Genomic DNA, 23,741 nt, shown 5'->3' on the forward strand with positions numbered 1-23,741 from the left:
GCGATCGATGCGACTACGGCCGGTGGACCCGCGAGGACGGGACCACCGGCCCGCGCTTGGCCCGCTGGATCTGCTCGTAGACGTGGGTCCGCAGCTCGGTGAACCGGGGCAGGGCCCGGGTGGTGAGCTGGTCGCGTTCCCGGGGGAGGTCGATGACGAGGTCCTCCTGCACCCGGGTCGGCGAGTTCGACAGGACGAGCACGCGCTGGCCCAGATACACCGACTCGTCGATGTCGTGCGTCACGAACACGGTGGAGATGCCACGGGTCAGGTGCAGTTCGCGGACGAGGTCCTCCAGATCGGCGCGGGTCTGTGCGTCCACGGCGGCGAACGGCTCGTCCATGATGAGCACGTCCGGCTGGTACGCGATGGCGCGTGCGATCGCCACCCGCTGCTGCATCCCGCCGGAGAGCTGCCACGGATGGCTGCGCGCCGACTGCGGCAGCCCGACCGCGTCGAGGGCGTCGGCGACCGTCCGGGCGCGTTCGGCGCGGGAGAGCTTCTTGTGGCGGAGCGGAAGCTCCACGTTGCCGCGGACCGTCAGCCACGGGTAGAGGCTGCGGCCGTACTCCTGGAAGACCACCGCCATCGCCGGGCTCGGGCCGGTCACCGGCGCCCCCTCCATCTCGACGAGGCCGCTGGTGGGGCGGAGCAGCCCGGCGAGGCATTTCAGGAGCGTGGTCTTCCCGCAGCCCGAGGGACCGACGACGCACAGCAGCTCGCCGGGGTTCATGGTGAAGCTGATGTCCCCGATCGCCTCGACCTCACCCCGGCCGGAGGCGTAGACCTTCCGCAGGTGCTCGACCCTCAGCAGGGGACGCCCGTCAGCCACGGGTCACCTCCTTCATTCCGTGGTACCAGCGCAGGACGCGGCGTTCGACGACACCGAAGACCACGGCGAGGACGACGCCGATGAGGCCGAGCAGCAGGATCCCGCTCCACATCTCGGCGATGAGGTAGTTCCGCTGGAAGTAGGCGATCCGGTAGCCGAGCCCTGCCGACGACGCGAACATCTCCGAGATCACCATGAGGATCAGGGCCACCGAGAGCGCCTGCCGTACGCCGGTCATGATGCGCGGGCTCGCCGCCGGGAGGGTCAGCCGCCACAGCCGGTCCCACCGGGAGATCCGGAACGAGTACGCGGTCTCCGTCATCACGCTGTCGGTCGCCCGGACGCCTTCGATCGTGTTCAGCAGGATCGGCCAGATCGCGCCGGAGGTGATGACGACGACCTTCATGGTGTCGGTGATGCCGAGCAGCAGCATCGCGACCGGGATCAGCACGGGTGGCGGAATCGCCCGGAAGAACTCCAGCAGCGGTTCGAGCATCTCGCGCAGCGGGCGGATCCGGCCGATGACGACGCCGGCGGCGACGCCGAGCAGGATCGACGCGAACAGTCCGATCAGGAGCCGGTACAGGCTGGGCAGGACGTCGTCGACGAACGCCGGGCCGATCCAGGTCTGCCGGAACGCGTCGAGGAGCGTGCCGGGGCCGACGAGGAAACGGTTCGTCGACCGGGTGGACCAGGCGGCCCAGAGCGCCACGGTCAGGACGGGAAGCCCGACCGCGAACAGGACGTTCTCGGCGACCCGGATGCCCAGATCGCGAGGGCGGGCCCGGCCCGCGCCGAGGGCGGTCACCGGGTCGCCTCGTCCGCGAGCACCGACTGGTGCCAGGCCAGCGAGCGCCGTTCGACGAAGCGGAACACGACGTTCACCAGCAGCCCGAGCATCCCGGTGACCACGACGAGGCCGTACAGGCCGACCGCGTCCCCGGCGGAGCGGGAGAGTTCGATCATGCGCCCGAGGCCGGGGTTGCCGATCACCATCTCCGCGGTGACGGCCAGGATGAGCGCGACCGCCGCGCCGAGACGCAGGCCGGTCATCAGGTACGGCAGCGCGGTCGGCAGGACGAGGTATCGCAGACGCTCGGCGCGGGTGAGGCCGAAACTGCGCGCGGTGTCCCGGGCGACGGTGTCGACGTCTGCGACGCCGTAGATCACCTGCACGAACACCTGCCAGAACGCCGCGTAGACGATGATGACGAGCGCGGCGCGCATCTGCAGGCCGAACATCAGCACGGCGAGGGGGATCAGCGCGACCGACGGCACCGGCCGCAGGAACTCGACTGTCGTGTGCGTCGCGCGGCGCAGGAACGGCACCATCCCGACCACTGTCCCCAGCGCGACCGCGGCGAGCGTCGCCACCGTCAGGCCGATCGCCCACGAGGTCATGGTGAGCCTGACCCGTCGCCAGAACGCCAGGTCGCGCACCTCCTGGGCCAACCGCCCGAACACGTCGGTGGCGTACGGCAGGTAGTGCGGGTCGACCAGTCCCAGGGTCGGGATCAGTTGCCAGACGACGAGGAACCCCAGCAGGCCCGCGGCGCCCAGCAGGATCTTGCGCATCGGCCGGCTACTGCTGCTGGATGAGGCGGTCGAAGTCGGGTCGCCGGTCGAGGACGCGGTACTTCTGGGCGAGCGTCGCCAGTTGCTCCAGGCCGGCCCGGTCGAGCTCCCACCCGAACGCCGGGAGCCGCACGGAGTCCGCCACCGCCTCCGGTAGTTCGAGATTGTCCTTGATGGCCTGACGCAGGTCCTTCTCGTTGGCCGGATCCTTGGCCCAGGTGAGCGTCTTCTTCATCGCCGCCGAGAAGTCCGCGACCAGGGCGGCGTCGGAGTCCTTCAGCTTGCTCGACGTGATCGTCGTCAGGGTGGTGAGCCCGGGGACGGTGGCCTGGTACGGGGCGACCACGAGGACGTCACCGCGCTTGCGCATCTGGGTGATGAACGGCTCGGTCACCCAGGCGGCGTCGATGTTGCCGGCGGCGAGCTGGGCCGGCGCGTCCGGGAAGGCCACCTCGACGAACTTGACCTTCGCGGGATCGCCGCCGTCCTTCTCGACCGCCGCCATGATCGTGACGTCGCCGGCGGCGCCCAGGCTGTTCACCGACACCTTGCGCCCGGCGAGCTGGGCGGGCCGGGTGATGCCCGACTTCGCCGACGCCACCACGGCGTTGATGTCGTCACCGTCGGCGTAGGACGACGCGTAGTTTCCGATGATCACCACACCGAGGTTCTGCAGGTCGGCGCGGAACGGGCCGAACGGCTGACCGATGGCGAAGTCGATGTCGCCGTTTAGTAGCGCCGGGATGGCCTGTGCGCCGCCCTGCGCGGGCACGACCTCCACGTCGAGCCCCTGCTCCCGGAAGATGCCCGCCTTGATGCCGCCCCACAGCGCGGCGGTCTCGCTGATCGGCAACGCGGCCACGCGGACCTTGCGCAGGTCGCCGCTCGCTCCGGGAGACGGATCGGTGGCGTCGGAGTCCGTGCAACCGGTCAGGGCGATCGCGACGCCGGCGAGAACAGCGAGGGCGGTGACCTTCTTCATGGACGAGCCCTTCCGTGCGAAGCGCTGGTGCATCCGGAGGATTGGGGGCCGGTGAGGTGAGGTGAGGTGAACCATCCGACCGCGTCGATCAGCGTCATGCAGAGGTGATTGATTGTCAAGAATTCCGATAAGGCGAATCGCATTGCGGGACGAGTGGTCGGAACTCGATGTGAATACGTCTTGACGAGTGACGATTTTGTGACCAAACTGTGCGGTTGGTGGTCCGGTGGCGGAGGGAGCGACGACTTGGCGATCGTGATCGTGGGCGCGGGGATCGGTGGCCTCACCACCGCTCTCAGCCTGCACCGGGCCGGCTTCCGTGAGATCACCGTCTACGAGCGGGCCGACGTGCTGCGCCCACTCGGCGTCGGGATAAATCTGCTCCCGCACGCCGTCCGCGAGCTGACCGAATTGGGCCTCGGCGACCGCGTGGAAAGGCTGGGGGCCGCCCCCGGCACGCTTGCCTACTACAACCGGCACGGTCAGCAGATCTGGAGCGAACCGCGCGGACTGGACGCCGGATACCGCTGGCCGCAGCTATCCGTGCACCGCGGCCGGTTCCAGATGGAACTGCTCGACGTGGTGCGGGAACGGCTGGGGCCCGACGCGGTACGCACCGGGCACCGGCTCGTCGGCGTCCGCGACGGCGTCGCGCACTTCGAGACGGGGGCGGGGGAGGTGAGCGTCGCGGGCGACCTGATCGTCGGAGCGGACGGCATCCACTCCGCGTTGCGCGGGCAACACCATCCCGGCGAGGGGCCGCCGATCTGGAACGGGCTGACGCTGTGGCGGGGCACGGCCCGGGCACCCGGATTCCTGGACGGGCGAACCATGATCATGGCGGGGGACGCGGAACAGAAGTTCGTCGCGTACCCGATCGGCGCCGGTTTGATCAACGTCGTCGCCGAGCGGCGCGGGCCCGGTTTCGCCGGGCCCAACGCGGACTGGAACCGGACCGTCGACCCCGCGCCGGTCGTCGCCCTCTTCGCGAACTGGCGTTTCCCGTGGCTCGACGTGCCGGAACTGCTCGCCGCCGCCGACGAGATCCTCGAATACCCCATGGTGGACCGCGACCCGATCGGCACCTGGACCCACGGGAACACGACGCTGCTCGGCGACGCGGCGCACCCGATGTACCCGAACGGTTCCAACGGCGCGTCGCAGGCGATCCTCGATGCGCGTACCCTCGCCTTCCACCTCGCCACCGCGCCGACGGTCCGGGCGGCGCTCGACGCCTACGAGGCGGACCGGCGGCCGGCGACCACCGCGCTCGTGCTGAGCAACAGGCGGCAGGGCCCGGAACAGGTGATGGTGCTCGCCCATGAGCGCGCGCCGGACGGGTTCGACCACGTCCACGACGTCATCCCGCCGGAGGAGCTCACCGAGATCGCCACCGGCTACAAGAAGGCGGCCGGCTTCCTGCCCGCCGACCTCAACGAACGGGCCTCCCTCACGCCGACTGTCTTCTCCGGTGTCCTGCCGTGACCGGCCCGGAGCCGGCCGAGCTGGACGCGGCGCGACTGGCGTCGGTGATCTCGCCGCTGCGCCGCACGCTGCTCGCCGCCGCCCGCGCCGCCGAGCACCTGCCGGAGATCCCGGACGCGCAGATCGAGATCGTGCGGGCCCTGCCCCGGGGCACCGTGTCCGGCCCCGGCGAGCTGGCCGAACGACTCCGCCTGAGCCGCTCGACGGTCAGCAACCTGCTGACCACGATGGAGGGCAACGGTCTCGTCGAGCGCCGCCCCCGCCCCGGCAACCACCGCCACGTCGACGTCCTCGCCACCCCGAAGGCCCTCGACCTGTTCGACCGCTTCGACCTCGCGAGCGGAGACCTGGTCGCCCGCGCCGCGGCCACCCTTCCGGCGGCGGACCGCGCGGCCCTCGCCGCCGCGGTGCCCGCGCTGGAACGCCTCCGCGACGCCCTCGCGCAGACCAAGGACACTCCATGAGTACGCGCCGACACGTCGGCCGCGACCCGGCGGTTCCCGGTCTGGAGGCCGCGTTCGACGTGGAGGTCCGGCTCGGCGCGCTGGAGGACCACGGGGTGACCCGCGCGGGCCACCGCCGCGTGGTGCCTGTCGTCGGCGGCCGGGTCACCGGCCTCGTCGAGGCCGACATCCTTCCCGGCGGCGCCGACTGGCAGCTGGTCCGCCCCGACGGCGCGATCGAGATCGACACGCGCTATTCGGCGCGCACCGCCGACGGCGGTCACGTCTACCTCCGCACGTTCGGCGTCCGCAGCGGCCGCCCGGAGGTCCTTGAGGCGTTGCTGCGCGGCGACGCGGTCGACCCCGCCGAGTACTACTTCCGGCTGGGCGTACGACTGGAGACGTCGGTGCCCGCGCTGGCCGTGCTGGAGCAGTGCGTCTTCGTCGCGTCGGCGATCCGTGAGGCCGACCGGGTGCGCTACACCGCCTACCGCGTCACGTAGTCGTTCCCGCGCGGCGCGTTGTGCGCGTTCGCCCTCCCCGTGCCCGGCCGCCGTGATACCCCATCTACTATGCGCCTGTAGTAGACGCTGGTTGTCGAGGTGGACGCCACGCGCCGGGCCGGACGTGCGGAGGGCATGGGATGGGACGCGCTCACCCGCTGCTGCGGCTGGCGCTGTTCGTCGCCGTGACGTTCGGGGTGTTCGGCATGCACACCTTCGGCCACCCGGCCGGACCCGACGCCGCCCACGCGAGCGCCGTACACGGGAGCACCGGCCACGCCGCCGACGCCGCCCGCGAGATCGCCGCCGCGCCCGGCGCCGCACACGGAGACGACAGCTCGCCCGGACGCCACGACGGGACGCACGTGTTCACCGTGTGCCTGGCGGTGCTGGGCGGCGCGCTCGTCCTCGGCGCCCTGTCCCTGCTGTGGCGGCCCCGCCGCGGCACCGGCACGCCGGCCGGCCCTCGGTCCCGCGGGCCCCGCCCGGACCGGGGTCCACCCCGCCGGCGCATCGGGCTGCTCCTGCGAGCCGTCACGGTCCTGCGCACGTGAGGAGAACACGGTCCGGCGTCTCGCCCGGACCCGACGACTCCGTTCCGGCACACCTCACGACAAGGACCACGTACCGATGAAACCGACCATCCTGCGCCGCGCCGCCCTCGCGGGCGTCGCCCTGACCGCCCTGCTCGCGACCGCCGCCTGCGGCGGCGCTGACGACACCGGCGGCATGACGCACGGCACCGGCAGCAGTTCCGCGGCGGGCGCTTCGGCCTCCGCGGACGCCACAGTAAACGACGCGGACGTGATGTTCGCCCAGATGATGATCCCGCACCACCAGCAGGCGGTGACGATGGCCGACCTGGCCCCGACGCGCGCGAGCGACAGCGAACTGAAGGACCTGGCCGCGAAGATCAAGGCGGCGCAGGATCCGGAGATCGCCACCATGAAGGGGTGGCTCACGGCCTGGGGCAAGCCCACGGACCTGCCCAGCGACCACAGCATGCCCGGCATGAGCGCCACGCCCGGGCACGGCATGCCGGGGATGGACGCGGGGATGCCCGGCATGATGTCCGAGCAGCAGATGAGGGACCTCGCCGCGGCGAAGGGCCCCGCGTTCGACAAGATGTTCGCCGAGATGATGATCGCCCACCACAAGGGCGCCATCGACATGGCCAGGACCGAGCAGGCCGACGGGAGCAACCCCGAGGCCAAGGCGCTGGCCGCCAGGATCGCCTCGGACCAGGCCGCCGAGGTGCAGACCCTGCAGAAGATCCTCGACCGCCTGTAGGCGACCGGGCGCGGCCGGTCCCGGCTTCGGGGCCGGCCGCACCGCCACGACACCTGACGTACCCTGACCGGCACGAAGGGAGAGCACGTGGCGGAACTGGGCAGACTCGAATCGGCGGTGATGGACGTCCTGTGGCGTGCCCCCGAGCCCGTGCTCGTGCGTGACGTCCTCGACGCGGTGACCACCGACCGGGTCCTGGCGTACACGACGGTGCTCACCGTGCTGGACAACCTGCACCGCAAGGGCTGGGCCGTACGCGAGAAGGACGGCAAGGCCTACCGCTACCGGGCCGCCGGCACCCGCGAGGAGATCATCGCGCGGACACTGCGCCGGGTCGTCGAGACGAGCACCCACCCCGACCTGGTGCTGCTTCACTTCGCCCGGTCCGCCTCCGACCACGAGCTGCACATCCTGCGGCAGGTCCTCGACGAGCGGGAGTCCGGGGCGTGAGCCTCGCGCTCGCCCTCGTCGCCGGCGCGGCGCTGGTCGCCTGGTGTGGCCCCGCCGCGTTGCGGCTGTCCTTCCGGCACGTCGCCGACCCCGTCGCGATGCTGCTCGGCTGGCTCGGCCTGATCGTCGCGGTGCTCGGCACCTTCGTCCTCGCCACCGTGATGCTCCTCGCGCCGGGCAGCACCCGGCAGTGGGCGCTGCACGACCTCGCCCGCATCTGCTGGCACTGGGCACAACCCAGCCGGCCGCCCGCCGCCGACGAGATCGTCGGGGCGACCGGAGCGCTGCTCCTGCTGGCCGTGCTCGCCCGGTTCACGGTGACGAGTACCCGCCTGGCGATGCGCGCCCACCGTGCTCGCCGCGCCCACGCCGACCTGCTCACGCTCGCCGGCGGCCCGCCGGAGCCCGGCGAGGCGCCGGTGCTGTGGATCCCGCACCCGACCCCGATGGCTTACAGCCTCGGCGGGTCCGGCGGGCTCACGGTCCTGGCCAGCGCCGCCGGTGACCTGCCGGCGGACCAGCTCGCCGCGGTGCTCAGCCACGAGCGGGCACACCTGCGGGAGCGCCACCATCTCCTGGTGGCCGCCGTGGAAGGGCTCGCCGCCGCCGTACCGTGGCTGCCCCTGACCCGCCAGGCGCCCGCAGCAGTGCGCCTGCTCGTCGAACTGCGCGCCGACGCCGCCGCCGTCCGCGAATGCGGTCCGACTGCCGTACGCGACGCGTTGCTGACGTTCGCCGGCGCGCCGCGCCCGCCGTCGGCGCTGTCGATGGCCGGCGCCGACGTGGCGATCCGGCTGCAGCGCCTCCAGGGACGCCGCCCGCACCGCCGCAACCTGCTCGCCCGCGCCCTGCTCGCCTCGACCGCCCTGGTCGCCCCGCTGGGCGCCGGCGTGGTCACCGGCATCCTGTTCTGCCTGTAGACCCCGGGGCCGCCCCGGTCACGCGGGCCCGGGTCTACATGCCGGTGTTGACCAGGACCGCGGTGGCCAGCAGGACGGCGACCATCAGCACCGCCTCCGCCAGCACCGTGCGGCGCAGGCGACGCATGCCCTCCGGGGTCGGGTGGTCCAGCCGGGGCACCACCCGCCTGCTGTTGTAGAGCCCGACGACGGCGACGACCGCCACCAGCGCGACCTTGACCAGGAGCACCTGGCCCCATCCGGTGCTCACCAGGTGACCGGGCCGGTCCAGGATCGTCAGCGTCAGCGCGGCACCGGCGACGCCGGTGAGCGTCACCGCCGCGGTGGCCGGGACGGAGAAGCGCACCGCCATCTCGGCGGCGCCCGTCGGCACACCGAGGCGCGCACGGCCTAGCAGCAGCGCCGCCAGGAGCAGAACGCCGCCGACCCACACCGCCGCGGCGACGGTGTGCGCCACGTCCGCCGCCACGACGACCGCCCGTGGCCCGGCGGTGACGGTGTGCCCGTCGAACAGGAACGAACCGAGCAGCAGCGCCACCGTGACGCCGAGGAGCACCGGCCGGACCGCTCGCGCGCGGACCCGCTGCGCCTCGTCGCCGCTCACGTCGTCGGTGGGTGGCACGACAAGAGGGCGAGGGGCGGTCGGGATCGCGGCGACCGTCACCACGGCGTGCCGCCCGACCGCGTGCCGGCCCCGGATCAGCGCCGCCTCCAGGGAACCGGCCACGAGCAGCCCGGCCGCGCCGGCGAACCGCAGACCCAGTCCGGCGGCGACCGGCGTACGGCCGAGCGCGGTCAGCGCCTGCGTGCTGACCGCCGAGGCGAGACCGCCCCCGCCGAACACGGCCGCCAGCGCCGCCAGTTCGAGCAGCACGCCGGCCACCACCGTCAGCCCGGCGATGCGTACCCAGACCTGGACCAGCCGGATGTCGCTGCGTGTACCCACCAGTGTGGTCAGCGCGAAGACGAGACCACCCACGCCCAGCAGGATCGCCCCGTAGGACAGCCAGCGCCCCGCCGTGCCGACGAACCGCACCGGACCCTGGCCGGCGTCGGCGGTGTGGCCCACCGCGTGCCCGCCGGAGTGGGCCGGCGGCGACGCCGACGGAACGGCCGGTCCGTCGTGACCGGTGTGCCCGTGCGAACCAGCCGTGGGCCGGGGGGCGACGGTCGCGCCCGGTGGCGCGTCGGCCGGGACCACTGTGAACGTCACATCGCCGGTCAGCGGATGGGCGTCCGGGGCGGCCACGCTCCAGCGCAGCGTGAACTTCCCGTCGGGCAAGGCGGCGGAGGGGTGGACCAGCCACGTACGGCCCCCGTCGGGGGTGTGCGTGGTCACCGGAACGGCAGCACCCTCGCGGGAGAGCTTGAAGCCGGTCGCGGTGGGCGTGCCGGGGGCGCTGAACGTCAGCCGGATCTCCGTGACCGTGCCGTCCACGCGGGCGCCGTCCGCCGGTACGACCTTGAGCAGCTTGAAGTGCGCGGCGGCGGGCGACGCGAACCCGAGCACCACGAACACGGCGGGACAGCACGCCAGCCACACGAGCAGCAGCCACCGCGCCACGCGACGCGTCGGCGAGCGATGACGCCGCGGGAGAGGCACCACTGATCCCCTTCGTCAGGGAGACATGGACCCGGCGCCCATCGCTCCGACCTGATGCGGTCGCCATCCTAGGGGAACTACTAGGACCTGGTAGTAGAGCGTCGGCCTGATCAACGTCGTGGCCGAGCGGCGCGGTTCCGGTTTCGCCGGGCCGAATGCGGACCGGAACCCGTCACGTCCTCGTTCCCGGAGGCGGACGGAACCGCGGGCTTCAGAACTGCACGCCCGAATAGATCCGCGGCACGATCAGCGCGTACGCGAGGACGAGCGCGGCGACGGTGACCACTGGAGTGCCGACGAGCACCACGGCCGATGCCACGCGGACCCGGGTTCGCAGCCCTCTGTGCATGCCGGGGGTCTGCGTCAGCACCATCAGCGCGGTGACCCACGTGGCGAGGCCGACCGTGGCGACGATGCCGAGCCACGACAGCAGCACCATGACGTTGGTCCCGAACCGGTCACCCGCGTCGCTGCCGTACTGCAGCAGATACGGCCGGTTCCGCAGCCCGATCCAGAGGTTGACGCCCGCGAACGCGGTGAGGGCGACGGACCACAGGGCGGCGAATCCGACGGCGGTGCCCCGCAGCCGGGTGCGGGTACGCTGCGCTGCCTCGTCGAGTACGGCCATGCACGGATGCTAGGCCATCGGTGGTTCACCTGATCAGCGCGCGCTTGTCCGGCTTTCCGCTCGGTGCCGTCGGCACCCGCTCGATCGGCTGGATCGCCTGCGGGACCGACGCCTCGCCCAGCGCCTCCGCCACCACCGCGCGCAGCCGCCCGGCATCAGGTACGCAACCGGCGGCGGGCACCACGTAGGCGTGCACCGCCTCCCCGGTGACGTCGTCGGGACGGCCGACGACGTACGCCTCGGCGACTGTGGGATCGGCGGCGAGGACCCGCTCGATCGGGCCCGCGTACACCAGGTTGGCCTGCACGATGACGACGTCCCGGATCCGGCCGAGCAGGTGCAGGTAGCCGTCGCCGTCGAGCCGGGCCAGGTCGCGGGTGCGGACCCAGCCGTCGGCGAACACCTCGGCGCTCTCGGCCGGATCGTTCCAGTACGCGGTGGCCTGCGCCGGTGTCCGGACGAACAGTTCCCCCTCGGTGGCGGGACGGCCCTCGGCGTCCCGGATGGACAGCGCCGTCACCGGGGGAGGCCGGCCGACCGAGGCGAGCGCGGCCGGGTACGCCAGCATCTCGGCCGGCGTCACCATCGTGATCATGCCGGTCTCGGTCTGGCCGTAGCCGTGGAAGACGACGGGCCCGAGCACGTCGAGCGCCTCGGCGAGCCGGCCCGGTGCGAGCGGGGAACCGGAGACCAGCAGGGCCCGCAGGCTGCTCAGGTCGACCGGGTCGGTGCGCTGGTCCCGCACGAGCTGGTACAGCTTGCCCACGGTGATCACGCTCGCGGTCGCCCGGTGCCGGGCGATCATGCCGGGGAAGCCAGGGGGCCGGGCCGCGACCAGGGTGCCGCCCGCGGCCAGGGTGAGGATGCCGTACTCCAGCATCACCTGGCTGCTCAGCGAACCGAAGACGAGATACCGCTGGAGCCGGGTGGCGAGGTCCGCGACCGCCGGCGGCCAGCGATCGGGGTACGGCGTCCAGGCCGCGCTCATCGCCGCGTACGTCTGGGCGCAGCCCTTCGGGCTGCCGGTGCTGCCGCTGGTCCAGATGATCCGGGCGACGTCGTCCGGGTGCCCGGCGGCGATCAGCGGTCGTCCGTCGTCGGGGGTGCGCGCCAGTTCGGCGACCCGGGCGTCGTCGACCAGCAGCGTGGTGCCGCCGAGCTGCCAGGCGCGGTGCGCCGGGCCCAGGTCGGGGCGGATCCCGGAGACCCGGGCGCCCACCGCGAACGCCGCGATGATCGCCGCGAACGCTTCAGCTGTGACACCGAGCCGCAGCGCCACCCCGACACCGGGCCCGGCCCCGGCGGCGCGGAGCCCGGCGGCGATGCGACGGACCAGCCGGTACATCTGGGCGGTCGTGACCGTCCGGTCGCCCTCCTCGAAGACCGGCCGGTCGTCACCGGCGGCGAGCAGGTCCAGCACGGGCTGGGGCCAGACCTCAGCCGGCATCGGAGAGGACGCCCTTGACGAAGAGCACGAGCGGCTGGTGGTGCACGTCCGGCAGGTTCCAGTGGTTCTCCAGGTTCTCCGCGAGGTGGTGCGCCGCGACGACCTTCCCGCCACGATGGACCCGGACGACCGGGTGCAGGTAGCTCGCGTCGTGCGCGTGCGCGGCGTCGTTCTCGGCGATCCGCGGCACCGTGATGTCGAACGGGTCGACCTGGTCGTGGTCCGGCCCGTACTCCAGGGTGACCACGAACGCGAACGGTTCCGGGCCCAGCCCGCCGTCGTGCACGTACGCGACGGGCACCTCCTCGTGGTAGCGCGCGGTGTCGCCGGAGACGACGACGACGTCACCGAGGACGGCGAACTGCTGCCACAGCGCCGAGGTGCGGTTGATCCGCGCGATGATCGCGTCCGCGATCGCCTCCGGGGTGACCTCCAGCGGCGTGGTCGGCCACGGCGTGTCGTGGTGGCGGGCGCCGAGGATCCGGTGCAGGGCGCGTACGCCGTACCGGAAGCCGTGGATGAACCCGTTCGTCGAGCGCTTGAAGTCGCGCTGCTGGGTGAGCGTGCCGGCGAAGTAGAGGTCCGGTACGTTCACCGACTCGTACGCCGAGGTCTGCTCGGGAAAGCGGTCGTTGATGACGAGCCGCGGCCGGGCGGACGGGTCGAAGATGCCCGCGTCGAACCGGAAACCGGTGCAGAGGATGACCCGGTCGTAGTCGATCCGCCGGATCGCCTCGACGGTGCGGGCGTACCGGAAGTCGATCCGGTAGCCGCCGTCGTCGCGCCGGACGATCCGCTCGACGGTGCCGTCGAGGACCGCGTTCTGCGACTTGAGCTGGTACGTGTCGAGGAAGTTGTTGTTCACCGCGCGCAGGTGCCCGACGTAGTGCGTCTGCCACGCCAGCTTGATCGAGTGCGGGCCGGCGACGTGGATGACGGCTGCCGTCTCGACGAGCGCGTCGGCGGTCTCGAATGCGGAGTTGCCCTTGCCGATGATGAGGACGCGCTGGTCGGTGAAGTCGTCCGGGTCGACGCTGACCGTGTCGTACCGTTCGGCGAGTTCGGCGCCCTCGATCGGCGGCACGTACAGCTGGGACACGCCGGTGGCGACTACCACCCGGCGGGCGGTGAGCGTGTCGTCGCCGGCGTCGACGGTGAACAGGTCGCCGTCGCGCGCGACCCGGGTGACCCGGGTGCCGTACCTGATCCGCAGGCCGCGGGCGACGTCGGCGAGGTAGCGCACCATGTCCGCGGCGTCCGGGAAGTAGCGCCGGCTGTAGTTCTTGAACAGCAGCGCCGGATCGTCGGTGAGCAGTGAGTTCCAGTCCGCGCGCAGGTTGAACTCCGGGTCGTCGGAGCCGGTCCAGACCTTGTTGATCGAGATGAGCTGCCGGTGCCGGGGGTAGGTGGCGAAGAACGTGCCCGGCGCCGGGCCGGCCTCCAGGACCAGGTAGTCGTGGCCGTCGCGCTCGAGCAGGTGAGCGAGCTGCAACCCGGCCGGTCCGGCTCCGATGATCAGATAGTCGAGCGTCATGCGCCGCAACGTAGCGACTCGATCTCAGAGCGTTCTGAGAATTCGTCTCTAGGGTGCGATCCCATGACGACAGAGGTGGACCTCGATGTCCCACTGCGGATCGCCGACCTCCGCGCCGCCCGCGACCCGATCAAGGTCGTGGCCGGGCCGCAGGTCCGGGGCCGGGTCACCGCCGCCCGCACGTTCCTGTCCGCGGTGCTCGGCGAGGACCGCGCGGTGTACGGCGCCACCACCGGCTTCGGCGCCCTGGTGGGGTACGCGGGCCGCCCCGACCTGCGCGACCAGGCCGACAACACGCTCGCCCACCTCGGCGCCGGCCAGGGCCCGGACATCGATCCGGACGTGGTCCGCGCGACAGTGCTGCTGCGGGCCGCGTCGCTGGCCCAGGGCGCGTCGGGGGTCTCCCCGCACGTGATCGACGCCCTCGCGGCGATGCTGGCGACCACGTTCGTCCCCGCGATGCCCCGGCTGGGCTCGGTCGGCGCCAGCGGTGACCTGATCCCGCTGGGCGCCGCGGCGCAGGCGTTGCGCGGCCGGGGGCACGCCTACCTGGACGGGGTGCGGATGCCGGCGGGCGAGGCGTTGACGCTGGCCGGCCTGGAGCCGTTGCCGCTGGACGGCCGGGACGCTCTCGCCCTGGTCAACGGCACATCCCTGACCACGGCGGCGACGGCGCTGGCGCTGGACGCGGCCCGCGCCGCACACCGGGCGGTCCAGGTGCTCACCTGCCTGCTCGCCGATCTGCTCGGCAGCGACACGCAGTTCCTCGACGCCCGGCTGCTGGGCGCGTACGGCCATCCGGGCGCGATCGACGTGGGCGAGCGGATGCGACGGGTCAGCGCCGGCCTCGTCGCGTCCGGCGCGCGTCCGTTGCAGGAGCCGTACAGCATCCGCTGCACGCCGCAACTGCTCGGTGCGGCCGAGGACGCCCTGCGCTACGTCGACGCCGTGGTCGCGGCCGACCTCGCCAGTGTCACCGACAACCCGCTGTTCTTCCCCGGCGACGACCTGGTGGTGCACGGCGGCAACTTCTTCGGCCAGCCGGCCGCGTTCGCCGCCGACGTGCTGTCGATGGTCGTCGCGCAGGTCGGCAACCTCGCCGAACGGCAACTCGACCTGCTCGTCGACCCGAACCGCAACGGCGGCCTGCCGCCGATGCTGGCCGCCGGCCCGGGACAGCAGCACGGGCTCCAGGGGGTGCAGCTGGCGGCCACCGCGCTGATCACCGAGATCCGCCGGGACACCATGCCCGCGAGCATGCAGAGCGTGCCGACGAACCTGCACAACCAGGACGTCGTCCCGCTCGGCACCCAGGCCGCGTTGCGGGCACTGGACCAGGCCCGGCTGCTGCACCTCGTCGTCGGGTCGCTCGCGCTGGGGCTGCGCCAGGCCGCCTACGTGGGCGCGCGTACGCCGACCGCGTCCGGCTGCGCCGAGGCGCTCGCGGCGCTGGCCGCTGTCGTACCGCCGGTCGATCCGGACCGGCCGCTGGACGGTGACGTGCGGCGCGCGGCCGACGTGATCGCGGATCTCTCCGTTTCTCTTCCCTGAGGGTGGGCGCACATGACGCTTGACTATCTGATCGTCGGGGCCGGGCCGGCGGGCCTGCAACTCGCGGCTCTGCTGGAGGCCGACGGCAGGCGCGACTATCTGGTCCTGGAACAGGCGGACGTCCCGGGGGCGTTCTTCGCCACCTATCCCCGCCACCGGCAACTGATCTCCATCAACAAGCCGCACACCGGCTCGGACGACCCGGAGCTGAACCTGCGGCTGGACTGGAACTCGCTGCTCAGCGACGACCCGGCGCTGCGTTTCACCGGCTACACCGAGCGGTACTTCCCGGACGCCGACGTGATGCTCCGCTACCTGGCGGACTTCGCCGCGAAGACGGGGGCACGGGTCCGGTACGGCACCCGGGTGACGTCGATCGGCAAGGCCGACGGGGTGTTCGAGGTCCGGGCGGGGGAGGAGGTCTTCCGGGCGCGGCGGCTGATCGTCGCCACCGGCGTCTCCCGGCCGTACCTGCCGCAGATCCCCGGGCTCGAACTCGCCGAGCAGTACGCGGACATGTCCGTCGACCCGCGCGACTACCTCGACCAGAAGGTGCTGATCATCGGCAAGGGGAACTCCGCGTTCGAGACCGCCGACAACCTGATGGAGACCACCACACTGATCCACGTCGCCGGGCCGAGTTCGGTGCGGATGGCCTGGCGTACGCACTACGTGGGTCACCTGCGCGCGGTGAACAACAACTTCCTCGACACGTACCAGCTGAAGTCGGCGAACGCGATCCTCGACGGCGAGGTCAGACGTATCGAGCGCGACGACGCCGGCTACACGGTGACGTTCTCCTTCTCCCGCGCCGACGAGGTGGTCAAGGAACTGCGGTACGACCGGGTGCTCGTCTGCACCGGGTTCGCCTTCGACGCGTCCGTCTTCGAGGACACCTGCCGGCCGGCGCTCGCGATCAGGGACCGCTTCCCGGCGCAGACCCCGGCGTGGGAGTCGGTGAACGTCCCCGGCCTCTACTTCGCCGGCACGATCAGCCAGGAACGGGACTTCAAGCGCTCCACGAGCGGCTTCATCCACGGTTTCCGGTACGCCGTCCGGGCGCTGCACCGGATCCTGGAGCGACGGTACGGGGACACGCCGTGGCCGGCGGAGAAGCTGGACGCGACCGGCGAGGTGATCGCCGACGCCGTCGTCGCGCGCGTCAACCGCACGTCGGCCCTGTGGCAGCAGTTCGGCTTCCTCGGCGACGTGGTCACTGTGGCCGGGTCCGACGCGCGCTACCACGACGAGGTGCCGGTCGAGTACTTCACCCGCACCGGCCTGCGTACCCCTGACCACGACTACACGGACGCCTTCGTCGTCACCCTCGAGTACGGCCCCGACCACGACCGGGTGGACCCGTTCGACATCACCGTCAGCCGGATCGCCCAGGACGTCCCCGGTCAGGCCCACGACGCGGCCTACCTGCATCCGGTCGTCCGCCACCACCGGGCGGGCCGGGTCGTCGCCACCCACCACCTCGCGGAGAACCTGGAGAACCGGTGGGACCGGCCGGAGACGCACGTCGCGCCGCTTGTCGCGTTCGTCGACAGCTGCCTGAGCCGTGCCGAGGCTTGAGATGCGCCCGCTCGCGGGCGCCGCGCTGGACGGCGCGGCGCTGAACCTGACCGAGCTGGCCACCGACGCGCGGGGCCGTCTGGACCCGGTGCACTGGGACTTCTTCTCCGGTGGAGCGGGCGAGGAGCGCACGGTCCGCGCCAACGAGGCGGCCTTCACCAGGCGGTACGTGGTGCCCCGCGTCCTGCGCGGCGCCGGACGGCGCGACCTGCGGATCTCGCTGCTCGGCACCCGGATCTCGATGCCGTTGCTGATCGCGCCGACCGCGTTCCACCGGCTGGCCCACCCCGAGGGCGAGGTGGCCACCGCCCGCGCCGCCGCCGAGGCGGGCACGATCATGGTGGTCAGCATGGCGGCCACCCGGCGGGTCGAGGAGGTCGCCGCCGAAGGCGGCCCGCTCTGGTTCCAGCTCTACCCGCAGGCGGACCTCGACTTCACCGCGCTCGTGGTACGGCGGGCCGAGGCGGCCGGCTGCTCGGCCCTCGTCGTCACCGTCGACTCGCCGGTGTTCGGCCGGCGGGAACGCGACCTGCGGCACGGCTTCGCCGACCTGCCGCCGGGGATGGCCTGCGAGAACATGCGCGACGCGAGCGGCCGGGTACGCGACATCGGGATGGACGCCGGGCTGGACTGGGACCGGATCGCCTGGCTGCGCGAGGTGACCACGCTGCCGATCCTGCTGAAGGGGGTGCTGCATCCGGCTGACGCGGCGCTTGCCGTCTCGTACGGGCTCGACGGTCTGCTGGTCTCCAACCACGGCGGCCGGCAGCTCGACGGCGCGCTCGCCACCCTGGACGCGTTGCCCGCCGTGGTGGAGGCCGCCGGCGGGCGGCTGCCTGTGCTGCTCGACGGCGGCATCCGCCGGGGAACCGACGTCCTGGTGGCGCTGGCGCTCGGCGCGAGCGCGGTGCTGGTCGGCCGCCCGGTGCTGTGGGGGCTCGCGGTGGGCGGCGCCGCCGGGGTACGCCACGTGCTCGACCTGCTGCACGCCGACCTCGACCGGGCGCTGGCGCTGGTCGGCGCCGCCGGTCCGGCCGACCTGAGCGCCGATCTGGTCGCCACGGTGGCGTGCGGATGAGCGCCCTGATCGTCCTGGCGGGGGTCGGCGTGGCGTGGACCCTGCCGTACTGGCTGCCCCGCACGGTGGTCCGGCTGCGGGAGTGGGTGTTCGTCACCGTCAACGGCGTCGAGGGCGTACCGGTGCCCGGCCCCACTGTCGGCATGGAGCACTTCGAGCGGGTGTACGCCGATCCGGCGGCGGACGGGCGCAGCCGGGGAGCCGGGTTGTCCGACCTGTTCTGGTACTGGCTGGCGCCCGGACCGCACATGCACCAGGAGCACCTGGAGCCGGGCGAGCGGTACCGGACCGTGGCCGCCACCACCCGGCGGGTGCTCGCGGTACGCCGCGGGCGCTGCGACGACCTGGCGACCGCCGCCACCGGGCGCGCGCTCGACCGGCTGCCCGCCGGCCGGACCAGCCACGTCCGGCTGCGCGACCTCATGATGCCGGTCTGGGCCGAGGTCTACTACGAACTCGTCTTCGGTGAGGCGTGCCCGGCGGACGCGCGGGCGCTGATCGTCGCAAACGCCGAGGACGTGGTGAACGGGCTGAAGTGCACCGGCCTGCGGCACATGCGGCGGCGTGATCGGCTGACCCGGTATCTGCACGACCGGATCGAGGCGGGGACCTGCCCGGTGACGCTGCCGCCGCCGTTCACCAGCCGGGAGACGGCCTGGTATCTCCAGGGTGCCTTCTTCAACACCGCCGTCGTGCAGATGTCCGAGGCGATGGCGCACGTGCTGCTCGCCCTCGCCACTCATCCCTCCCTGCAGCGCGGACTCGACGACGACGAGGCGCTGGACCGGGTGATCGACGAGACGCTGCGGGTGCATCCGCTCTTCGGCGTGGCGCACCGGATCACGTCCGCGCCGATCACGCTGCCCACCGGCGTGTCCCTGCCCGCCGGAACCGTACTGCTCTTCAACTATCTGGCGTTCCACCGCGGCGGAGCCGCCGGCGACGACCGGTTCGACCCGGACCGGTGGCTGACGCTCAAGCGCGGCGACGCGCACTTCATCCCGTACGGGGTCACCGCGAACCGCGCCTGCCCGGCCCGCGGCGTCGCGCCGGTGATGATGCGCGCCGCGACCCGTGAGGTGCTGCGCCGGTACGTCCTGACGTCCTCCGCGTCACACACCCGCTCGCTGCCCAGCCGGGGTCCGGCGTACCTGACGCCGGCCGGGTCCCCCGTCCCAGGGCGGCTGCGGCTGGCCGCGATGCGGTCGCGGGACCGGTGGGCCGACGTGGGCCGCAGCGTCCGGCAGTTGGTTTTCGGCACCTGGATGGTGCTCGACGCCCGCCGGCAGCGGTTGTGCACCGACTACTTCGAGAGGGCTGTCCGATGACACCAACGGAGCTGGCGCCACGGTTCTTCATCGCGGTCACCGTGATCCTGATCTTCTGCAAGGGGGTCGCGTGGCTGCTCGGCAAGGCGGGTCAGCCCGCCGTGGTGAGCGAGATGCTCGCCGGCGTGCTGCTCGGCCCGTCGTTGCTCGGGCTCCTCCTGCCGGACGTGCAGGACGCCCTGTTCCCGGCCCCGCTGCTGCCGGTCCTCTACGTCGTGGGTCAGGTCGGCCTGGTGCTGTTCATGTTCCAGGCCGGGTACGCGTTCAGTGCCCACCGGGTCACCGGGCTCGCCGGCACCGCCGGGGTGATCTCCCTGGCCGGGGTCACCGCACCGCTCCTGCTGGGGGTGCTGCTGGTCCTGGTCACGGCGGGCGCCGTGCCGATCCAGGCCGACGGGACGGCACTCGGGGTCTCGGCCGCGTTCGTCGGCGTCGCCCTGGCCATCACCGCGTTCCCGATGCTGGCCCGGATCATCACCGAACACGGGCACGCCGGCACCCGGCACGGCACCCTCTCCCTGGCCAGCGGCGCGATCGACGACGTGGTGGCCTGGATCATGCTGGCTGCCGTCCTGGCCTTCGCGTCCGGCCGGGCCGGTCCCGCGCTCGTCACCGCGGGCGGAGCGGTCCTGTTCGGACTGGTGCTCTGGTTCGGCGGGCGGGCGGCGGCCTCCACGCTGATGACCCACCGGGCCCTCAGCGACCGCGCCCGGCTGCTCGGCACCGTCGCCCTGCTCTTCCTGGTCGCCTGGTACACCGACGAGATCGGCCTGTACGCGGTCTTCGGCGCGTTCGCGGTCGGCGTGGTGATGCCCCGGACCGACAACACCGACCGGGTGGTGGACACGCTCACCCCGGTCGCCGCGACGCTCTTCCTGCCGCTGTTCTTCACCTACTCGGGGCTGCGGACCGAGTTCGGCCTGCTCGGCTCCCTGCCGGTGCTGTTGTTCGCGCTCGCCTGCGTGACGGCGGCGATCGCCGGCAAGTTCGGCGCCTGCTGGGCGGCGGCCCGGCTCCGTGGCGAGCCGCCGGGTGTAGCGCTGCGGGTCGGCGCGCTGATGAACGCCCGGGGCCTGATGCAGCTCATCGCGCTGAACGTCGGGCTGGAGGCGGGCATCGTCAACCCGGCCCTGTTCACCGTGCTGGTACTGGTCGCGCTGGTCACCACGCTGATGACGACGCCGGTGCTGAGCTGGATCGAGCGCCGCGAGGCCCGGCAGCCGGAAACCGTCCACACGCCGGCGCTCGCGGTTTCAGATAGTTGAAGAGGCAAATACCGGTGCTTCCATCGGCCGCTATCTATGAGATCGTTAACATATGCGGGGCGGAAGATCGAACCGGCTGCTGCTGGTCGAGGACGACGCGGACCTGACCGAGATGCTCACCGAGGCGCTGGGTCAGGAAGGCTACCTGGTCGACCGGGCCTTCGACGGCCAGCGCGGCCTGCATCTCGGGCTGACCCGGTCGTACGACGTGATGGTCATCGACCGGATGCTGCCGGCGCTCGACGGCCTCGACCTGGTCACCCGGCTGCGCGCCCGGGCGGTCCCGTCCCGGACCCTGATGCTCACCGCGCTCGGCGCGGTGGACGACCGCATCGCCGGGCTGGACGCGGGCGCCGACGACTACCTGGTCAAACCCTTCGACCTCGACGAGCTGAGCGCGCGGGTCCGGGCGCTGTGCCGGCGCACGCCCGAGCCGACCGATGTGCTGCGCATCGGCGCCGGGCGGCTCGACCTGGCACCACGCGAAGCGGTGCTGGCCGACGGCACCCGGGTGGCGCTGTCCACCCGCGAGTTCGAGCTGCTGCGGGTGCTGGCGGTCCGGCCGAACGCCGTCCATCCCCGCGCGGTGCTGCGCCGCAAGGTCTTCGAGGAGGCCGCGGCGGCGTCGATAGTGGACACCTACGTCTACTACCTCCGGCGAAAGCTCGGCCGTGCCGTGGTCCGCACCGTGCACGGCCTCGGCTACCGCCTCGGGACGCTCTGATGGAGGCGTCCGAGCGGGTGATCGTCCGGCGGACCCGGCTGCGGATCGGCCTGTTCGTCGGGCTGACCATCGGGGCCCTGCTGCTGCTGGCCGGCGGTATCTCCTACGCGGTCCTGGTCCGCGGCCAGGAGGCGCAGATCCAGCGCGAGCTGACGTGGGGCACCGAACACGGCACGATCGCCGGGCCGCCCGCCTGCAGCTGGATCTTCCAGTACGACGGCGCCACCGTGCGCACCGGCGCGAACCCGCCACCACCCGGCTTCCCGTTGCGCGACGCGCTGGACACCGTGGCGGCCACCCGGGCCACCGAGATCATCACCGTCGCGCGCAACGGCACGACCTACCACGTGCGCACCGAGGCCCGCGGCGACACCGTCGTCCAGGCGGTGTTCGACGCCCGGTTCCAGCTGTCCGACCGCCGGCACCTCCTGCTCGCGTTCAGCCTCGCGGCGGTGGCCGGGCTGCTCGCCGCCATGCTGACCGGTGTGCTCGTCGGCCGCCGGGCCGTCGCGCCACTCGCGGAGGCGCTGACCCGGCAGCGGCGCTTCGTCGCCGACGCCAGCCACGAACTGCGAACCCCGATCGCCCAGGTGCACACCCGCGCCCAACTGCTCGCGCGGCGGGCGCGCCACGACGGCACCGCCCGGAACCTGGACGACCTGGAACGCCTCGTCCGCACCACCCGCCGGCTCGGCGAGATCGTCGACGACCTGCTGCTCTCGGCCCGGCTCGCCGCCGCTCCCGCCGACCGGGAACCGGATCCGCCGGTCGACCTCACCTCGCTGGTCGGGACGACGGTCGCCGCCGAGGGCGACCGCGCCGCCGAGCGCCGGGTCACCCTCACCCTGGACACCCCCGGCGACCCGCTGCCGGTGCCGGGCGTCGAGTCGGCCCTGCGCCGGGTCGTCGGCGAACTGCTCGCGAACGCGCTGGCCCACACGCCGGCGGGCGGCCGGATCGACGTGACGCTGCGGGCCGCCGGCGACGCCGCCGAGTTCGTCATCGCCGACACCGGCAGGGGGTTCGACCAAGCCGACGCCCGGCGGATCTTCGACCGGTTCCACAGGGGTGCGGGCGCCGGGGACCGGCGTTTCGGCCTGGGTCTGGCGTTGCTCCAGGAGGTCGTCACGAGCCACCACGGCACGATCGAGGCCGAGGGCCGTCCGGGGCGGGGAGCCCGATTCACGGTGCGCCTGCCCCGGACGCGATCGCCGGGCACTACGAGTAGGGCCTCGCGGATCAGGAACCTCCGGGTGTGGCAGCTCGGTGCCGGTGCGTGAGCGCCGGATCGTGGAGCGCGTTCTCCGGCCCACCGCCGGAAGGCCCGAGGTGCAGGATCGCGGTCGGCGCGTCGGCCAGGTTCCCGCCGGCCGGCAGCCGGGTCGCCGGGGGAGTCGCCGCCTCGGCCACCGTGCCCGGTGCGCTCCTGCGCCGCACCAGCACCAGTGCGAGCGCGCCCAGGCCCGCGGCGACCAGCAGGCCGCCCAGGAGGAACATCGACGTACTGCCGCTCTCCTCACCGGTGGCCTTGAGCGTGGGCGGCGCAGCCGCGGGAAGGTCGTCGCCGGCCGCCGCGGCGGGAGGGCTCGCCTCCTCGGCGGGCGACGGCGACGCAGTGGCCGGCGTGGCCACCGCGGCAAGGGTCAGGCGTACGGTGGCGACGTCACCGGCCCTGCCCCGTACGGTCGCGCGGGCGGTGCGGTAGCCGTCCACGGAGGCGCGGACCGTGATGGATCCCTCCGCGATCGTCCGGCCGGCCCTGGCGGTGATCGAGAACTGGCCGCTGCGGTTGCTGGTCGTCCGGTACTCGTGACCGGCGCTGTCCCGGATGGTCAGGTCCGCGCCGCCGATCGCCTTTCCGTCGGCGTCGAGGACCCGGCCGGAGACCCCGCTCACCCCGGCCGCCGGTGCGGCCCCGCCGGTAAGCGAGGCACCCGGTCCGTGGACGTAGACCATCTTGTAGGCGTAGCTGTTCTGCCCGGCGAGCCGCACGCCGATCGAGATGTTGAGGCCGGTGGTCTCGCCCGGGCGCGCATCCGGGGCGACGACTGTCGCGTCGAAGGTCCGGCTCTGGCCGGGGCCGAGATTCGGCTCCACCCGGCAGCCGGTGGTGCACCGCAGGCCGCCGCCCACCACCACGATGGCCGTCTCGGCCCGCCGGCCGTCGTTGGTGACGCGGAACTGCACGCGTACCGTCTCGCGGGGTTTCACGTTCTCCGCCGAGACGCTCAGGATGCTCACCGTCTCCGGTGCGGCCGTCGCCGGTGCCGCCGCCACCGCGAGCGTCCCTCCGGCCAGCATGGCCAGTACGGCCGCCCGGGCCCGTCGGACACGTGCGCGCGTCGTCACTTCCCACCACCTTCGCGGAGAGCAGGCAACATCGGTCGATGGAGCCGCGGGCCACTATGCCCTGTGCGGGACGGGTGGCGCGACCCGCCCCGATGACCGCGGCGGCCCGCCACGGGATCGACGGGTCCGTTCCGGCGACTGCTAATCGGTTGCCCGGCGTGCCGAGGGCTGCCTAG

General features: G+C 72.7%; 23 protein-coding genes. 14 read left to right on the forward strand and 9 right to left on the reverse strand.

What is annotated here, in order from left to right:
* Positions 1–13: 13 nt before the first annotated feature.
* Genes IRY44_RS08440 through IRY44_RS08455 form a run of 4 tightly spaced genes read right to left on the reverse strand, consistent with a single transcriptional unit; the run spans position 14 to position 3,389 of the window.
* Positions 14–832: an ABC transporter ATP-binding protein gene (locus IRY44_RS08440; RefSeq protein ID WP_194799883.1), complete on the reverse strand. Its 819-nt coding sequence runs from the start codon at positions 830–832 to the stop codon at positions 14–16.
* Complete coding sequence (locus IRY44_RS08445; RefSeq protein ID WP_269696667.1) at positions 825–1,640, reverse strand: ABC transporter permease; 816 nt, start codon at positions 1,638–1,640, stop codon at positions 825–827. The genes IRY44_RS08440 and IRY44_RS08445 overlap by 8 nt, the downstream gene beginning before the upstream one ends.
* A complete protein-coding gene (locus tag IRY44_RS08450; protein WP_194799884.1) occupies positions 1,637–2,407 on the reverse strand; it encodes an ABC transporter permease in 771 nt (256 codons plus the stop codon). The genes IRY44_RS08445 and IRY44_RS08450 overlap by 4 nt, the downstream gene beginning before the upstream one ends.
* A 7-nt stretch (positions 2,408–2,414) precedes the next feature.
* A complete protein-coding gene (locus IRY44_RS08455; protein ID WP_194799885.1) occupies positions 2,415–3,389 on the reverse strand; it encodes an ABC transporter substrate-binding protein in 975 nt (324 codons plus the stop codon).
* Between the two features lie 255 nt (positions 3,390–3,644).
* Between IRY44_RS08455 and IRY44_RS08460 the strand changes: the two genes are divergently transcribed.
* The 7 genes from IRY44_RS08460 to IRY44_RS08490 all read left to right on the forward strand — a co-directional run bounded on the left by IRY44_RS08460 (position 3,645) and on the right by IRY44_RS08490 (position 8,480).
* The gene (locus IRY44_RS08460; RefSeq protein ID WP_269698076.1) at positions 3,645–4,874 is read left to right on the forward strand and encodes a flavin-dependent oxidoreductase; all 1,230 of its coding nucleotides are present in this window, start codon (positions 3,645–3,647) and stop codon (positions 4,872–4,874) included.
* Positions 4,871–5,338, forward strand: a complete 468-nt coding sequence (locus IRY44_RS08465; RefSeq protein ID WP_194799887.1) for a MarR family winged helix-turn-helix transcriptional regulator — start codon at positions 4,871–4,873, stop codon at positions 5,336–5,338. Before IRY44_RS08460 ends, IRY44_RS08465 begins: the two co-directional genes overlap by 4 nt.
* Positions 5,335–5,820 (forward strand): DUF3237 domain-containing protein, encoded by a 486-nt coding sequence (locus tag IRY44_RS08470; RefSeq protein WP_194799888.1) that lies wholly within the window; start codon positions 5,335–5,337, stop codon positions 5,818–5,820. The genes IRY44_RS08465 and IRY44_RS08470 overlap by 4 nt, the downstream gene beginning before the upstream one ends.
* A 140-nt stretch (positions 5,821–5,960) precedes the next feature.
* Positions 5,961–6,374 (forward strand): DUF6153 family protein, encoded by a 414-nt coding sequence (locus IRY44_RS08475; RefSeq protein ID WP_194799889.1) that lies wholly within the window; start codon positions 5,961–5,963, stop codon positions 6,372–6,374.
* Positions 6,375–6,450: 76 nt separating this feature from the next.
* Positions 6,451–7,110 (forward strand): DUF305 domain-containing protein, encoded by a 660-nt coding sequence (locus IRY44_RS08480; protein WP_194799890.1) that lies wholly within the window; start codon positions 6,451–6,453, stop codon positions 7,108–7,110.
* 87 nt (positions 7,111–7,197) lie between these two features.
* Positions 7,198–7,560 carry a BlaI/MecI/CopY family transcriptional regulator gene (locus IRY44_RS08485; RefSeq protein WP_194799891.1) on the forward strand — a complete coding sequence of 121 codons (363 nt, stop codon included), beginning with the start codon at positions 7,198–7,200 and terminating at the stop codon, positions 7,558–7,560.
* On the forward strand, positions 7,557–8,480 hold the full coding sequence (locus IRY44_RS08490) for a M56 family metallopeptidase (protein ID WP_194799892.1): 924 nt from the start codon (positions 7,557–7,559) through the stop codon (positions 8,478–8,480). The genes IRY44_RS08485 and IRY44_RS08490 overlap by 4 nt, the downstream gene beginning before the upstream one ends.
* 34 nt (positions 8,481–8,514) lie before the next feature.
* Here IRY44_RS08490 and IRY44_RS08495 read toward each other — a convergent pair whose 3' ends face one another.
* The 4 genes from IRY44_RS08495 to IRY44_RS08510 all read right to left on the reverse strand — a co-directional run bounded on the left by IRY44_RS08495 (position 8,515) and on the right by IRY44_RS08510 (position 13,692).
* Positions 8,515–10,044 carry a CopD family protein gene (locus IRY44_RS08495; protein ID WP_370584895.1) on the reverse strand — a complete coding sequence of 510 codons (1,530 nt, stop codon included), beginning with the start codon at positions 10,042–10,044 and terminating at the stop codon, positions 8,515–8,517.
* A 250-nt stretch (positions 10,045–10,294) separates the two neighbouring features.
* The gene (locus IRY44_RS08500) at positions 10,295–10,711 is read right to left on the reverse strand and encodes a hypothetical protein (protein ID WP_194799893.1); all 417 of its coding nucleotides are present in this window, start codon (positions 10,709–10,711) and stop codon (positions 10,295–10,297) included.
* Positions 10,712–10,736: 25 nt separating this feature from the next.
* Entirely contained in the window at positions 10,737–12,158 is a 1,422-nt protein-coding gene (locus tag IRY44_RS08505) for a class I adenylate-forming enzyme family protein (protein ID WP_194799894.1), read from the reverse strand.
* Positions 12,148–13,692: an NAD(P)-binding domain-containing protein gene (locus IRY44_RS08510; RefSeq protein ID WP_194799895.1), complete on the reverse strand. Its 1,545-nt coding sequence runs from the start codon at positions 13,690–13,692 to the stop codon at positions 12,148–12,150. Before IRY44_RS08510 ends, IRY44_RS08505 begins: the two co-directional genes overlap by 11 nt.
* A gap of 63 nt (positions 13,693–13,755) precedes the next feature.
* Here IRY44_RS08510 and IRY44_RS08515 point away from each other — a divergent pair, with 63 nt between their 5' ends.
* From IRY44_RS08515 to IRY44_RS08545, 7 genes are read left to right on the forward strand one after another with little or no spacing between them, the layout of a single operon-like run.
* A complete protein-coding gene (locus IRY44_RS08515; protein ID WP_194799896.1) occupies positions 13,756–15,243 on the forward strand; it encodes an aromatic amino acid ammonia-lyase in 1,488 nt (495 codons plus the stop codon).
* Between the two features lie 12 nt (positions 15,244–15,255).
* Positions 15,256–16,821, forward strand: coding sequence for an FAD-dependent oxidoreductase (locus tag IRY44_RS08520; RefSeq protein WP_194799897.1), 1,566 nt, complete (start codon positions 15,256–15,258; stop codon positions 16,819–16,821).
* Between the two features lies 1 nt (position 16,822).
* Complete coding sequence (locus IRY44_RS08525) at positions 16,823–17,899, forward strand: alpha-hydroxy acid oxidase (RefSeq protein ID WP_194799898.1); 1,077 nt, start codon at positions 16,823–16,825, stop codon at positions 17,897–17,899.
* Positions 17,896–19,227, forward strand: a complete 1,332-nt coding sequence (locus tag IRY44_RS08530; protein WP_194799899.1) for a cytochrome P450 — start codon at positions 17,896–17,898, stop codon at positions 19,225–19,227. The genes IRY44_RS08525 and IRY44_RS08530 overlap by 4 nt, the downstream gene beginning before the upstream one ends.
* Entirely contained in the window at positions 19,224–20,492 is a 1,269-nt protein-coding gene (locus IRY44_RS08535; RefSeq protein ID WP_194799900.1) for a cation:proton antiporter, read from the forward strand. The genes IRY44_RS08530 and IRY44_RS08535 overlap by 4 nt, the downstream gene beginning before the upstream one ends.
* A 52-nt stretch (positions 20,493–20,544) precedes the next feature.
* The gene (locus tag IRY44_RS08540) at positions 20,545–21,216 is read left to right on the forward strand and encodes a response regulator transcription factor (protein WP_194799901.1); all 672 of its coding nucleotides are present in this window, start codon (positions 20,545–20,547) and stop codon (positions 21,214–21,216) included.
* Positions 21,216–22,496: a HAMP domain-containing sensor histidine kinase gene (locus IRY44_RS08545; protein ID WP_194799902.1), complete on the forward strand. Its 1,281-nt coding sequence runs from the start codon at positions 21,216–21,218 to the stop codon at positions 22,494–22,496. The genes IRY44_RS08540 and IRY44_RS08545 overlap by 1 nt, the downstream gene beginning before the upstream one ends.
* On the opposite strand, the gene IRY44_RS08550 is transcribed toward IRY44_RS08545, so the two are convergent.
* On the reverse strand, positions 22,456–23,565 hold the full coding sequence (locus tag IRY44_RS08550) for a carboxypeptidase-like regulatory domain-containing protein (protein ID WP_194799903.1): 1,110 nt from the start codon (positions 23,563–23,565) through the stop codon (positions 22,456–22,458). The two genes, IRY44_RS08545 and IRY44_RS08550, sit on opposite strands and share 41 nt — an antisense overlap.
* Positions 23,566–23,741 lie beyond the last annotated feature (176 nt).

Origin of the sequence: Micromonospora sp. ANENR4, assembly GCF_015354395.1 — a bacterium.
Taxonomy (GTDB): Bacteria; Actinomycetota; Actinomycetes; order Mycobacteriales; family Micromonosporaceae; genus Micromonospora; species Micromonospora aurantiaca.